We start from the raw sequence: 15208 nt of genomic DNA on the forward strand, positions 1-15208 counted from the left end.
CTCTAGGGTCGAAGGGTCAAAATTTTCATCAAACACAAACTCATCTGCTCGCTCTTTTCTTAATGTCGCTAAGGCATAAAAGAAATATTTCTCACATAACTGCAATTCATATCTTTCCCCGTCATGCTTGGAACCATAGCCCCAATGCGCCGATAAAGTGCCAAACTCCAGTTTCGTTGATTGGTTGCATATATCACATACAGCATCTGTAACGACTTCTACCTGTTTCAGTTGTTTTCTATATTAAGAACCTCTTAGTTTTAAAATAAATAGCATTGCTATAAGTTGTGACCCCGTTCTTAAAAATATAAAAAAATCACAATATATTGTATATAGTTTGTAAATATACACAAAATATAGGGTAGATCAATCTTGTTTAATATTTCAAAAAATTATAAGAATATTCAATTGATTATTTTTTACACTTATGAAGGATTATGGAAACCGCTATTGATTTCAATGAAAAATTTGGCGCACCTAAAAACTTGTTGTGCAAAAATTTTAATAAAATCCAAATCAGTATACACCCTGATTTTTTTGGAATTTATCTTTGCTATCAAGAGGCTTTAAAATCCTTAAAAGTTGATCTATCAATATTGACAGTAACTTCTCACACTTATATCCGCGTTTGGAAAGATCCAAATAGATCTGGCTATACCATCGCGAATAGCTGTCAGTGGTACTTATATTGGTCTAAAAACACACCTAAGAATATCAACTTACTCATACATTCTTTTCCTCAAGATGAGGACAAAATTGAGCTATTAAAAAAAGAGGCAAGTTTGGAATTCATGAGATTTCTGGCCTCTTATCACCATGATCTGGATCGAATGAATCCTGCAAAAATGCAATCGCTGATCAATGCACATATCTCATATGAAGTTATCTTGGCTTTAAACAAAGAAAATTCTTTCAAACCTCACCGTACTATGAGCTTAGACCTGCTAGCAAAACTACTCTCATTCACACGAAATCAGCTGAATTATCGAAATAAAGTTATAAACCGGCAAAGACAGAAGATTTTTGATCAACTGCAACAAACCAGTGGAATTGTGCAACAACTTTTAAACAATGTGGACTTCGTTCTCACGCCAGATCAGCTATGGAAAGCATAATGTCAGAATATAACCCAAACCATCAAAATGCTGCTGATATTCCGCGGGTATCATTAAAACAGACACTGGAAAAACTCTTTGGTGACGAGCAGTTCAACCGTGCAGAACATATTCAATATATTGCTGATTTACTGACTTCACACCCCAATGATCAATATCTGAAGGAGCTGAACCTCGATCTATTAGATTTTGATCTACAAACCAATTCTGTTGTTGCTAGACCCGCTGCCTTAGTCTCCTCTCGAAAACATACTGTTAGTGCAACACCCGTTACTTGGTATGTAAACTCAATTGCACAATTAGCAAAGTCAGAAGAAAATGCCTTAACCTGGAATATTCTAGTTTTAAAAGCAGCAATTTATTTAATTGCTCTTCCTGAGCTCAAGCCAGATCTTTTTAAACAAGCGCACGCCGAACACTTCAATACCGTAAAGCGCTTATTCCAGCGCTTTAGGACTGCAAATAAAAATTTAGATACTGAAAAAAAATATCATAATACAGAAGAATATAAACGCCTCTGGAATGTCTATCTTAAAGATCTAACGCTGAGCTTAGAGCAATTTATTCAACATCTGATCACATTAGATACGGATGAATTGCCTGAGTTTGATCGCAATCTACTCAATGATATTCGCATTACTTTTAACTATGTTTTAAAAAACAAAGCGAAGATTGCACGTGCAAGTATCGATACGCAGCTTCAACATCAGTTTCTTGATGAAGAACAATTCATTGAAGAAAGTATCGAAATCAAAAAAGGGGCTAAATCTAAAGCACTGAATATAGAAACCTCAATCGATGAGCCGATTAATCGGCAAATTGTTGTCAATCCAACTGACGTCACACCACTCGCAGCACATTCAGAAACGAGTCAAAGCTATGTTCTACCGCTTGTGGCAAAACATATTCAACGCAAAGAACATTTACTCACGTCGAGTAGTTTTTTTCCCAATCCATCTAGCGTGAACCATCTACTGAAAAGACTTCATGTGGACTACTCTGAACATCAAAATAAAAGTGCTTTGATCCTGATGCTCGCATTTTTAACAGGCAACAGTGTGAATGAGTGGCTATATATACAAAGCAAGCGAGCTAAAAACTTAAATAACCGCCAAAAATTGATCCATAAAAATGATCAGTTCTTCTTAAGCAGTAAATTTAATGTATTTGAGAACCGTGATTTTGAGTATTCAAACAGCTTGCTTAATCAGACGATCTATTTAGACATTCCAATCCCGAATCTATTCATTGAGGATCTCCGCAAAATGGATTCGGTTAGTTTCGATGATATACAGCAATATTTACGCAAATTAAGACAAGAATTATTGATTCCAAAACTGTCTGTCGTAAAGGTGAGTTCTCTACTGCATTATACGGTTCTTGCAAAAACAGGGAATAAACAACTCGCAGATTTAATCACAGGGATTGATGCCAATCAGTCATCATCTGTTTCTTATTGTCATCAGAATATTCCACGATTACATGCACAATATGTTGATATTCTAAAATCACTTTGTGCAGATGTATCAAACACATATGAAAGTTGTGTACCTTCGCTCCCTGATTCAATAATTCATTTTGGTAGTCGTAAGGCTCCAAAACCACAGGTCATTACAGAGATTTTTGCTATATTAAAATTTAATATTTTTTCACAAGCTGAAGACGATCTGATTGCTATATACAACCACTACAACATATGGATGTGGCATATCCTCCTTCTTTTTACAGCAGCACGCCCCGTTGCTGAATTCCCTGGATTTCTTAAAAACTTTAATTTAAAACGCCAAATTTTGATGGTTTCTGACAAAGAAGTAGGCGGCCGCAATGGATTCGGACGTCTAATCCCACTTTGTTCATTTTTAGTTGAAGAGATAAAAAAATTCCTTAAATTTTTAGAATATTTTTCGACTCAAATCATGATGAGTCATCCAGCTTTAAATGGTGTTATACAACAAATAGAAGCAAGTAAGCTGCCCTTTTTGGGAATCATCCAAGATGATGAGTGGAAACCACTAAGTCCTTCTACAGTCAAAAATTTCCATCCTGAATTAGGACTTGATCATGCAAATTGGCATCGCCATACAGCTCGTGCATTTTTGACTCATAAAATTACCGAACCTGAGATTTTAGCTCTCTTTGGACATGAGCTCATGCAACAAGAAGCAGCACATCCTTTTTCCAGTTTATCACTATCTCAATTTTCTAAAATTGCGAATGTTTTAGAGCAAATGAAAGATCAATTTAAAATTAGCGGGATTGAAGTTCATGTCATCATTCAATAAAAAAATCCCAAAAAAACGCTATGCTGAAGATAGACGTCAACTTCAACGTAATGAATTAGAAAAGAACCTACGAGCTGATGCAGAACAAGAGCTCCGACAGTACTTTGATGAGCAAAAATTCTCAAATGAAGACTTAATTCAAGCTTATCCTGCAATTTATGAGTTTATTAAACGTAAAGCACCGAATCTTGCCTGGAAAAAATATGCTCATGAATTCTTCCGAACATATATCGAAGACCTCAATAAAAGTAATAACCTAGACCTCCCACTACCTTATCTCACCTTTGAGATGAAACGCGATGAACCAATTTTCACCCTAGATTGGATCCAAGCCGGTCATGAAATTGACATCATCCTCGAAAAACTGTGGGATTACTGGATTCTTGCTCAAGATAGTTCCGCTTTTTCTGATGATGAAATTATTGGGAATATTCTGCTTTGCTCAATGCTATATGGTGGACTAAGTCAAACAGCAACATTAAATGCATTACTTGAACATTTAAAGAATCCCATAAAAATCCAAAAAATTTGCGATTTAAATATCATCTTTTTAGAGCCACTTTCTCCAAGCTATGGCGATCTATTTGTTGATGAAAAAACAATACGAAAATCGCGTAATTTTGTTCCAGATCAACTCACACGACTCTGGCTCATTCACTTCAATACAAGGCAAATTCGTGACATTAGTGTAGACGTAAATGCGTATCTGCACCTCATTTTTCAAAAAATAAAACATCCATACACCAACAAGACTTTTAAGTTTTTACGTGAATACGCCAATTTTAATTGGCTACAACTGAAAAATTCAGATATTGACCCAGCATTATCACAATGCTTGTTAGAAAAAACACTCACTTGTGGTTTATCTGAACATGAGTTTGAAAACTTTGCTCTCCCAAAATTTAAAACTCAATTAAGTGATGAAATCGAACGAAATGTCTCTTCTACAGCCAAAGCCCTACCAGATCTCAATACGTCTGAAGCAGTAGAAAATGTAATATTTATTCATAAAAACTTGCTGAAAATTATTCGCACATCATCAACGCAACAGCCCATTGTTGAACTCATTATTGAATTTTGTCTCACACACCAGACTCAGTTTAATGAGTTTTCTAAACGTATTATTTTGTGGCTCATCAGTCTCTATCGACCAAATTCAGAGCAAATAAAAGAACTAGTAGCTACTTTTGATATTGATACAACTCAGTACACTAAGTCATTTCAAGATAATCAAAAAATCGCAGATAGTTCAATCTATACCTACTACACCCGGATCGCAGAACCTTTTTTAACTCATGCCTTACAATACATTGATGCCGATGAAGATGTTAACGATCTGCTGACCAAAATTTATCAACAAATCATCAGCAATACACGCCTTGCTGACGAAGCCAATCAACCCGAATTTAAGAAGTCTAAAGACCAAACGATCCGCATGTTGAAACGTTTTCACACCTTCCAGCAAATTGTTTTTCAAGCAGAAGATTTCGAACTTGAATTTATTGCATCGCAAAATCGACCACGGGCACGCATCATAGGTCACACAGCCTTCCAGGTCATATTAAAGAAGTTAAATCAGTTCTTACATGATCAATCCATCTCAGACCATCAATATAGATTATTAAAAATCATTTATATTTTAGCTTACCGAACTGGTATGCGTATCAATGAAATACTGGGATTACGTGTAAAAGATATCGAGGGTTTAGATCAATTTTCTATCTGGGTCCAACCTTATGGTTCAAAAAAACAAGGAAATCAACATCTGCTCAAAACTGATAGTGCGGAACGGATTGTGCCTGCCTACGCTTTGCTAAAAGATGATGAGTACCAATTCTTTAGCGATTTTGTTGTTGAAAAACGCTTAGAAAATAAGAAAAGTTTATATTTATTCAGCAACTTGAATGAAAATAAAAAACTGAATAAACACACTGTCACCGCACCCCTAAAACTGATATTAAATCAGGTCTTTAAAGGGCATCATTACTCCTTTCACTCTTTTCGTCACACTACAGCGAATCATTTATCGCTTTTACTGAACTCTGAATATGCACCACTTGTGCAAAAGCTAACTGACTATAGCGAAAACGAATATCAAAAAATTCGAGCCGAGCTACTTCAAAATCAACATGGACAAAACCATTGGTTTGTTATTGCACATCTCTTAGGACATATAGAGCCAGTTGTAACATTCAAAAGCTATATTCATTTAAGTTATCTCATAGCTGGTCAAAAACTACTAAAACATCATCCAGATATGCCTAATGAATTGGCTAAAAAAATTATGGGCCACAATGCAACGTTTAAAAATTTGCAAATAACAAATGATGAAAAAGACTTTAATTTTGAAAAAAACCAGGCCGTTCTAGCAACTATATTATTAAACGATCAAACAAAATGGCTTCAAAGTAATGCTACTGACATTTTAGATGAACTGTCGTTACAAATAGATCAATCCCATGATTTTTTTGCTTTCTTTGTTGGAACAGAAGATTCTAAAATTTCACTTCAACGCTTCTATGAAACGCTCAATATATTGGAGACTACTCACGATCCTAAAAGTGCAGCTCAACGTATGTGCTTACCAGAAGAACTCGTCAATTATTGGTATGAAAATGCTCTAAATTTAGCAAACATTAAATCAAAAAAAGGGAATCCCCGTTTATTTGGTATTGATAGCTCAACCCACTTAAAACCAGCAATGCTTGATAGCGCTGAAGAGCTTCATGCGGTGACTTATTTTTTTGAACATCTACAGAAAATAGCTCGTAAAAATCCAATACAAATTGCATGCGTCCTGAATATATTTTTGAATCGAGTGACCGCATCACACACAGGTATCCATTATCGCTGGAAGGATATCGATCAACTCGAACATTTTTACTCCCAAGTTAAGGCTTTATTTCCTGCCAAATTTTGGCACTTACTTGGACAAGATTTGCAAACAAAGTTAGATGCTAAACAACAGCCTCAACTTTTCAAATTAGCAAAAGCATCAACAGATAAACATCCATCAACTCAAGAGGAATTTCCTCGTCTACAACTCTACTCAGTAAAAGATGGTCATGCTCTTGCTGCATTTAAATTTTGCTTACATCTAGCATGTATTGGGCGCCCACTATCTATTCCGCTTAATGGGTTGGATTACATGTCACCTGATACCGTACATAAACCTATGGCTGTATTACACCAACAGGAACTTCTTAAAACTGATTAAATCACTGATCTATTTATGATTTCCATTGTGTGTTTAACACCCCCATAATTCTATTTTAATAGTAAAATATAGTCAGTTTTCGCTATTATATAACTATTAAAATAGTATAATTGATGTGGGGCTAGGATTTTAGACCACGCCTATAAGTGATAATCTACTCCCCAATAAGCATGGGAAATGCTTGTTTTTGGAGTCAACCATGACACGAAGAAAACGTCGTAATCATTCAGCAGAGTTTAAAGTTAAAGTTGCTCTCGCAGCAATTAAAGGCGACCACACACTCGCTGAACTTTCTACTCAATTCGATTTACATCAAAACCAAATCATCGATTGGAAAAATCAACTGCTTGAGCAATCAATCAATATTTTTTCACGACCAACAGCACAACAAGAACCTGAAATTGACCTCAAAGCTTTACATGCCAAGATAGGACATCAGGCATTGCAAATTGATTTTTTAGAAGGTGCGCTCAGAAAAATAGGGCAGCTGAGCGGCAAAAAATGATCGATAAGACCCATCAACTTTCGGTACGACAACAATCGCAATTGATTCAAATCAATCGCATTACGTTGTATTACAAGTCCAAAGAGATTTCATCAACTGATTTGAGTTTGATGCGTCTGATCGATGAAATTCATCTCGACTACCCATTTATGGGCAGTCGAATGATACGAGATATGCTACAGCGTCAAGGACATCAAATAGGTCGGCGTAAAGTCCGACGTTTAATGCGCTTGATGGGAATACATGCCTTGTATCCAAAACCCAATACCAGTAAGCCTAATCTTGCACACCGTATTTTCCCATATCTGTTGAAAAACATGGTCATCGATCACTCTAATCAAGTCTGGTGTACAGATATCACGTACATTCCTATGGCTAAAGGCTTTGTCTACTTATGTGCTGTGATTGATTGGCACAGCCGTAAAGTACTGGCTCATCGTGTATCGATCAGTATGGAAACAGACTTTTGCATAGATGCGTTGCAAGAAGCAATTGTGAAATATGGTTGTCCAGAGGTGTTTAATACAGACCAAGGCAGTCAATTCACAAGCGAGGCATTTTTGAATGAGTTAAAATTGCGAAATATCCGTATCAGTATGGATGGGAAAGGACGATGGATGGATAATGTGATGATTGAGCGTTTATGGCGCAGCGTGAAGCATGAGGAAGTCTATTTGAAGGCTTACAATACGGTTAAACAAGCGAAACAATCAATTGCTGAATATTTGGATTTTTATAACATGATACGTCCTCATTCAAGTTTGAATAAGGCAACACCGGATGAATTTTATGATCAACATTTACTAAAAGTAATGGCAGCATAATTTAAATATTTAGAGCGGATTTATCACTTATAAAACTGAATTGAGTGGTCTAATTAACGGAACCACATTAATAATTCCCCTTATTTTCAATGGTCAGACTATCTACATTAAACAAAATCATAAATTGCTTTTCACAATAAAAGAAACTAATATGTTTCTTACATGACCTAAAAGCAATAAATGTATCTACAATGAATAAGTCTTTACTTCAGCAAATCAAAAAAAGACGAACCCAATTGGGCTTAAAGCAAGTTGATATGCAATCCCGTACAGGCATTTCAAGACAGCAATACCAAAAGCTGGAAAGTCAGGGCAACCCTCGATTAGAGACCTTAGAAATTATCGCGGCAGGATTAAATGCTCAACTGATGCTCATCCCTGATGATAAGGTTCATTTGATTAGACAATTATTGAATGATGAAATTAAAGTCACTATTGAAGATCAGGATGACTTAATGACTAACCCATGGAAGGGTCTTCTCGGAGGAGAGGAACCATGAATACTGTTGCCGTCCTGAAATTAACATTACATCACGCTGTCGTTGGATACTTGGCAGGATTTCAGAGCGGAAAAAATATTCTGGTTTTTACGGATTCTTTCCGATTTGATCAGCAACGCCAGACCTTGAGCTTGCTGACTTCCCCCTTGTATCCTCAAGCAGATAAGATTTTAGAAAAGACTTATGTTACACATCAGCGCTTACACCCCTTGCTATCAAACTTGCTACCAGAAGGCGCATTACGCGAACTCATTGCACAAAGCCTTAAAGTACATATAGACAATGAATTTCAGTTATTGGCAGCTTTAGGTCATGACTTACCTGGAGCACTCATTGCGACCCCATTAGATCCAGAAGAAATTCCAGATGAAATAAAATTCAAACTGCAGATCTCGAATCCAGATCAGATTTTAAAGCAAGAGATTCGAACAGATAATAAGTTTTCCTTGGCTGGCGTCCAAATGAAGTTTTCCATGAAAGCCAAAGATGGGCGTTTTACATTAGCACAGGCAATAGAATCCAGTCTATTAGGGGATTGGATTATCAAAACTCCTTCTTCCAGACATGGTTTTGTTCCACTAAATGAGTATTCTATGATGAGCCTTGCCAAAACAGTCGGCATAGATGTCCCTGAGATTCGCTTGGTGGATATGGCACTCTTACAAGACCTGCCACCATTAAATTTACCCCAAGAGCAATATGCTTTCGCAATCAAAAGATTTGATAGACAGAGTACTGCTGATACTATAGAGCTTATTCACATCGAAGACTTTGCTCAGATCTTCGGCGCATATCCACATCAGAAATACAGCACCACAAATTATGAGCAGATAGGAAAGATCATTTATCAATTTTCAGATAACAAAATTCTTGATATTCAGCAATTTGCCAGCCGCTTACTCGTCAATATTTTGCTCGCCAATGGAGATGCGCACTTAAAAAACTGGAGTATGATTTATCATGATAAAAGTGCACCCAGATTATCTCCCGCATACGATATATTAATGACCAGTGTATATATTGAAAATGAGCGTCATTTCGCATTAAATCTTGCCAAAAATAAAGATTGGTATTTAGCTGAGATGAAACACTTTGAACAATGGGCTGAAAAAGTCGGTGTTCCATGGCGTGTTATTGAAAAACAACTTCACGCGATCATGGACAAAGCACGGTCAGTATGGCCAGTGCTATTACTAGACTTACCTATGATTTCTGTTCATAAAGAAAAATTAAGAGAACATTGGAAAAAATTGCATCCAGACTTTCAGATACTTACAGATGATTAGGGTAATCTGAAACCAAACTAAAATTTCTCAAACAAGTTCATCACGTCATTTTCCGTCAGTTTCGCTTCGCCCTCATGATCGGTACTTAGAATAGACTGTGCCAGTTCTGCTTTATTTTGCTGTAAGGCAAGAATTTTTTCTTCTATGCTTTTATTGGTAATCAGCTTATACACAAATACTGGCTTGTCCTGTCCAATCCGCCATGCACGATCTGAAGCTTGATCTTCAGCAGCAGGGTTCCACCATGGATCATAGTGAATGACCGTATCTGCGGCAGTTAGGTTCAGACCGACCCCTCCTGCTTTCAGACTGATTAAAAATATCGGCACTTGTCCAGACTGAAATGCTGTAATGACTTCATCTCGCTTTTTGGTCTTTCCAGTCAGCTTCACATAGCCAATTTCTGCGTGATGGAGGTGTTGCTCAATCAGTTCCAACATTGAGGTAAACTGAGAGAAGATCAGAATTTTTCGCCCCTCCTCCACCATTGGAACGACCATATCCATCAACTGTTCAAGTTTGGCAGAGTTTGCCTGCCCAATTTTCACTGAATCCAGCTTTAGTAAGCTAGGATGGCAGCACACCTGACGTAGCTTCAGTAAGGCATCTAAAATTTGAATTTGACTACGTTTAAAGCCTTTTTCTGCCACAATTTTCTGAATATTTTCCTGCATCGTGGCGCGAACAGCCTCATATAACTTGGATTGCTGGTCATTCATATCAATATTGACTTCAATCGTGGTTTTTTCTGGCAATTCTTTGGCTACGTCAGTTTTCAAGCGACGTAAAATGAAGGGCTTAATCCGGTTGACCAGCTTTTGCCTTAACTGCTGATCACCGCGTTTTTCAATCGGATGACGGTACTTTTTATTAAAAATTTCTTGTGAATATAAAAATCCTGGCATCAGGAAATAAAATAGTGCCCACAGTTCACCCAAATGATTTTCCATCGGGGTACCTGTTAGACACAAACGATGTCGTGCTTTTAATTGGCGTACTACCTGTGCAGCTTTGGCACGCGGATTTTTGATATTCTGCGCCTCATCCAAAATGAGTTGATGATATTCATATTGCTTTAGTTGTTCTTCATCTCTCGCTAGAAGCGGATAGGTGGTTAACACAATATCATAGTGCGGAATCTGCTCAAAATTCTGATGGCGGTCGGGCCCCTGTAGCAGCAATACCTTGAGCTCAGGGGTAAATTTCTCCGCTTCTTTGAACCAGTTATGCATCAGCGATGTGGGTGCAACAATTAAGGCGGGACTGTCCTGCAAATATCCAGCCTGCTTTTCCATGAGTAAATGGGCTAAAGTTTGTGCTGTTTTCCCCAAGCCCATATCATCTGCCAGAATCCCGCCATGCTGGGTTTCCCTTAAAAACTGTAACCAGCCTAAGCCCTGCTGCTGGTATGGACGCAACTCCCCCTGAAAACCTTGTGGTGTCGGCAGTTGTTGCTGGTAGCCTTGTTTGAATTTCTGTACAAATTGCTGCAGGCGATCACTGACCTGCCATGTCATCCCAAGATTATGCTGCAATTCTAATAATTGACTCGCATCATAGCGATCAATACTGCGCTCTTCTTGCTGTAAAATGCTCTGCAGATGCAACAATACCGGCTTAATATCCCTAGCGGATAGAGCCAAATCAGGTTGATCAACTGCAGTTTTCACGGTGAAAATTTGACTGTCATGCAGATGAATAAAAGTCCGCGGATCAAGTAAATCAGGATTTACTCGCACCAAAGCTACGAGCGCATCAAGCAAATTATAAGAATTGCCTGCACTGTCTTGAACCGTCGCCCCGATATTGAACCAGTCCTGCTGACCTTCAGATTCAGTGATAGAAATATTTAAATTTTCAACATATTGCAGATTAAAGGGGCTGTTTTCCAGATGCTCTATCTGCCAGCCCATCAACTCAATTTGATTGATGGGCATCAGCTGTTTGATCCAGTCTCCATAGAAAGCAAAAACCATAGAATCAAGACGTTGTTTATCCAGTTTTAATTGATGGTCATAACTAAGATCTTTCACCCACTTCAGTGATTCGACCAATAGCTGTAAACGCTGGATTGACTGTTGTTCCTGAACTAAGTCCCGAAGCTGTCGTACCATTTTGTCATGCTGCTCACCAATAAAACTGTCACCTGATGTACCTGCTTTTATTCTTCCGCCTGTATAGGAGAATTCAATTTCAGCACAAACAGACTCTTCCCATTTCCAATCAAATTTATCTAAAACACCGAAGCGTAAAATTGGCTGGGGACTACCCTCAAGAACATCAATATGCTGAATAGACTCGGGCTGAGGCAGATTTTTCACGTCTGAATATTGATGAGTCAGTTTCTCAAACTCTGGCAAGAGCATAGATGGAAGATCAGGCATCTGTAAAAAATGGTACAGAAGATTTGCCGTATATTCACCATATAACTGGCCCACCGTGTTCTGTTGAATATCCACATAACACGGTGGCTGGCTAGCGAGAATTTGGATATGTGGATTTGATTTTAAATCGAGTCGAATATCACCATTGACCAATTCAATGTTTAAATGCTCTGTCTGTTTGTTTATACCTTGTTGCCAGATCAGTTCGATGTGATAGCCTTGTTCTGACCATTTAAGTGCAGTATGGCTCTTTTTTTGCCAGTACACATCGCCACTTTGAATAAAAGATTTGAAATGCTCCAATAAAATGCTTGAGATATCAAGATTGCTTTGATAAAGCGTTTCGTCACTGTTTATTTTGGCATAATAATAAATCTGGTTAAATAATTGTCGTTTTTGTTCAGGTAAAGTCAGATGCTTTCTGGTGATATTTTCATATTGGGTATAATAACTTTCCCCTGCAATTGAGTCGTTCTTATTGCGTCTGGCTTTCTGAACATCAACTGTCAATTTCTTTAAGCTGACCGACTGATCTAGCAGGTAAATTAAATAATTGTTTGTTTTGACAGATTGCTCAGGTTCAGTCTGTTGTAAATATCGTTTAAAATCATTCAACCAGCGCTGCGCCTGATCATCCCCCCGTTGGTGTTTTGCGATTCCCTGCGGGGATTGAGATTCAGCATAACGCTGTTGAAATTCCTGACGATATTCTTGAAAGAATAACCGCGCTAAAGCAGCAGCATGTTTACAGTTATATCCAACCGGACAAGTGCAGTCGTCATCGATTAAACGGTCTTTTTTAAGATTATAGGTAATCGCGGTATCGTAATAATCTGTCCCTTCAATTTGAGCATACATCGTGACATCATCATTTTCCTCAAAGAACTCAATTGTTTCCCTATCAATGTGTTTAGCATAGCTCAGACTGCGCTGAAGAGTTGCAGTACTAAAGCGAGATAGAAAGTTGATCAATGAGGACATAATTACCAGACACCAAAAATGTTTATACAATAATAACGAAAAAAGCTGTCATTTCAGAACAATAGTGCTCGCCAACGTATCAAAAGGAAATCAATTCATGCTCAAAAAAACTTAATGTTTACTACAATGGATGGGGTGAATATTGGCTCGATTTGTAAGGTTGCAATCCTATTCAGCAACATCGCTCATGATCTATTACCTGGACAAATTCAAGTAGAGACTCTCCAAATGATCCAAAATAGGATTGGGCATAATATTCATTTATTGCACTAAATAGCTTTCACAAAGCTTCTATGAAGGGCTTATTCTAACCGTTGTTTTATCACGGCATAAGCTACACCAGTCACCACACTTCCAATCGCAATCGCTAATAAATATGGCTCTAGACTAGCAGATTTGCACTTAGTTTTACCTAATGAGGTCCCACAACTCTGTTGCTAGCTCATTAGGCTCCCTCATCCAACGCCATTCTGTTTCTTTAAGATGATAATCAAAATACTCTTTTGATATACCGTTGAACTTTGCTAGCCTTCTTTTACAAAAAGCTCCAGAATGATTCTATTCCATTTATATGACATTGTCCTCTGGCAAATTCATTCGCTCCATGATTTACTCTAAAATGCTTTGAGTAACCAACATCTACCAAACCATTGTATCCACGCCAACCATCACTATAAATTACACTTTCAAGTGCAATTTTACCTAAGATAACTTGTTGTAATGTAGTCTTTTTACAATCAGGGACTATTTCTGTATAAACTCGACCATTCCTTTCAAATATTCCAAATACAGGTTGTTTTAAAGTACCTCGACCTCGCTTCAACTTCCCATGAAAACCACGTTGTCTTTTTGCTCCAAAATAGCTCTCATCAATTTCAATAGAACCTACAAACTTTGCTCTTAAATCTGTTTGATGATCGTAGATTGCTTCTCTAAAAAGCATGTACCAATAGTTGATGGTATTACGGTTCAAGTTAAGCAATAAGGCTGTTTTAGAAGCAGGAATATCAATGCAAAAGCACTGAATAATTTTTTTAATCTTATAGTGACTTAATTTACTGTTTTCTATCATGATTCTAGACTAACATATCTATTCTGCTAGTCTAGAGCCTTTGATTTTATCTTGATAATCATCATTACGACGCAATTAAGAAACGACGAGATTCTCCAGAACTCAGTGTTGCGATAGTTGGGTTTGGTTCTAATTGAACCGCTCTATCTGATTTCAGGGGGTATATTTTACTTTTTTCATCGGATCACTACGCTTCGCTACGTCTTGAGAAGCAATGCGTCTCATCTCAGAAAGTTTGGTCTCCGACAAACCCGGTACGGTTCAGCTGCTTAATGATTAAATCCTTATTCCGTCTGTCTTTACGTATGGTCACTGGCTTTGTGCAAAGTCTGATTAAACTTTGCGAATTAAATTGGATAGCTCCAGATTACACCACGCTTTGTAGAAGACAAAAGCATATTGATATTGTAATCAGCTACCAAAAAAGTAGCGATGGGCTGCATCTACTCATGGACTCTACAGGCATGAAGTTTCTAGGTGAGGGCGAATGGAAGCGCAAGAAACATGGACCTGAATATCGTCGCCAATGGCGTAAACTACATATTGGTATAGATGCTAAAACCCTACAAATACGAGCAGTTCAGCTTACAACCAATAATGTCAGTGATTCACAGGTGCTTGGTGATTTACTTAATCAGATTCCACAAGATGAGCAGATTAACTCTGTTTATACCAATGGAGCTTATGACACCAAGCAATGCCGTCAGGTCATTGCAGATCGGCAAGGGCATGCGGTGATTCCACCTAGAAAAAATGCGAAACAATGGAAAGATACAAAGAGTAGCTCGCTAGAGCGAAATGAATTACTTAGAACAATTAAACGTTTAGGCAGGACACTATGGAAAAAATGGTCAGGCTATCATCGTCGAAGTTTGGTTGAAACTAAGATGCATTGCATCAAATTATTAGGAGATAAACTCAGTGCAAGGAGTTTTGATAGCCAAGTGAATGAGATCCATGCACGTGTAGCAGTCCTTAACAGATTTACGGAATTAGGTCGACCACTTACCCAAGTTACGCCTTAAATTTGGCTCAATTAGGG

General features: G+C 37.7%; 9 protein-coding genes and 2 pseudogenes. 8 read left to right on the plus strand and 3 right to left on the minus strand.

Features of this window, described 5'->3' with window-relative positions; all coding sequences use genetic code 11:
* On the minus strand, positions 1-231 hold a 231-nt coding region (locus J582_RS27540; protein WP_081405565.1), incomplete at its 3' end, for a hypothetical protein.
* Positions 232-437: 206 nt separating this feature from the next.
* Between J582_RS27540 and J582_RS22320 the strand changes: the two genes are divergently transcribed.
* From J582_RS22320 to J582_RS22350, 6 genes are all read left to right on the plus strand, one after another.
* A complete protein-coding gene (locus J582_RS22320) occupies positions 438-1115 on the plus strand; it encodes a hypothetical protein (RefSeq protein ID WP_005092539.1) in 678 nt (225 codons plus the stop codon).
* Positions 1115-3397 (plus strand): hypothetical protein, encoded by a 2283-nt coding sequence (locus J582_RS22325; protein ID WP_032048624.1) that lies wholly within the window; start codon positions 1115-1117, stop codon positions 3395-3397. Before J582_RS22320 ends, J582_RS22325 begins: the two co-directional genes overlap by 1 nt.
* A complete protein-coding gene (locus tag J582_RS22330; RefSeq protein ID WP_032048625.1) occupies positions 3381-6614 on the plus strand; it encodes a tyrosine-type recombinase/integrase in 3234 nt (1077 codons plus the stop codon). Before J582_RS22325 ends, J582_RS22330 begins: the two co-directional genes overlap by 17 nt.
* Positions 6615-6813: 199 nt before the next feature.
* A protein-coding gene (locus J582_RS26345) for an IS3-like element ISAcsp5 family transposase (protein WP_111828316.1) occupies positions 6814-7943 on the plus strand; the annotation gives its coding sequence in 2 pieces (ribosomal slippage) (positions 6814-7066 and positions 7066-7943; 1131 coding nt in all).
* A 191-nt stretch (positions 7944-8134) separates the two neighbouring features.
* Positions 8135-8443, plus strand: coding sequence for a helix-turn-helix transcriptional regulator (locus J582_RS22345; protein ID WP_004282130.1), 309 nt, complete (start codon positions 8135-8137; stop codon positions 8441-8443).
* A complete protein-coding gene (locus J582_RS22350; protein WP_004647812.1) occupies positions 8440-9729 on the plus strand; it encodes a type II toxin-antitoxin system HipA family toxin in 1290 nt (429 codons plus the stop codon). Before J582_RS22345 ends, J582_RS22350 begins: the two co-directional genes overlap by 4 nt.
* 17 nt (positions 9730-9746) lie before the next feature.
* On the opposite strand, the gene J582_RS22355 is transcribed toward J582_RS22350, so the two are convergent.
* On the minus strand, positions 9747-13094 hold the full coding sequence (locus tag J582_RS22355) for a DEAD/DEAH box helicase (protein ID WP_032048627.1): 3348 nt from the start codon (positions 13092-13094) through the stop codon (positions 9747-9749).
* A 141-nt stretch (positions 13095-13235) separates the two neighbouring features.
* Between J582_RS22355 and J582_RS27615 the strand changes: the two are divergent.
* A pseudogene (locus J582_RS27615) lies at positions 13236-13367 on the plus strand (serine/threonine-protein kinase HipA); the annotation flags it as partial.
* 135 nt (positions 13368-13502) lie between these two features.
* Here the strand turns inward: J582_RS27615 and J582_RS22360 are convergent.
* Positions 13503-14166, minus strand: a pseudogene (locus J582_RS22360) (IS1595 family transposase).
* Positions 14167-14330: 164 nt separating this feature from the next.
* Here J582_RS22360 and J582_RS22365 point away from each other — a divergent pair.
* Positions 14331-15191, plus strand: a complete 861-nt coding sequence (locus tag J582_RS22365) for an IS5 family transposase (RefSeq protein ID WP_416202108.1) — start codon at positions 14331-14333, stop codon at positions 15189-15191.
* Positions 15192-15208: the final 17 nt, after the last annotated feature.

It is taken from the genome of Acinetobacter sp. 1566109 (genome assembly GCF_000582255.1).
GTDB lineage: Bacteria > Pseudomonadota > Gammaproteobacteria > Pseudomonadales > Moraxellaceae > Acinetobacter > Acinetobacter nosocomialis.

What these genes read in the sequence shown, in the direction of transcription:
- J582_RS22320 (WP_005092539.1), top strand. Translation starts at nt 438, where the DNA reads ATGGAAACCGCTATTGATTTCAATGAAAAATTTGGCGCACCTAAAAAC.
- J582_RS22325 (WP_032048624.1), top strand. Translation starts at nt 1,115, where the DNA reads ATGTCAGAATATAACCCAAACCATCAAAATGCTGCTGATATTCCGCGG.
- J582_RS22330 (WP_032048625.1), top strand. Translation starts at nt 3,381, where the DNA reads ATGTCATCATTCAATAAAAAAATCCCAAAAAAACGCTATGCTGAAGAT.
- J582_RS22345 (WP_004282130.1), top strand. Translation starts at nt 8,135, where the DNA reads ATGAATAAGTCTTTACTTCAGCAAATCAAAAAAAGACGAACCCAATTG.
- J582_RS22350 (WP_004647812.1), top strand. Translation starts at nt 8,440, where the DNA reads ATGAATACTGTTGCCGTCCTGAAATTAACATTACATCACGCTGTCGTT.
- J582_RS22355 (WP_032048627.1), bottom strand. Translation starts at nt 13,094, where the DNA reads ATGTCCTCATTGATCAACTTTCTATCTCGCTTTAGTACTGCAACTCTT.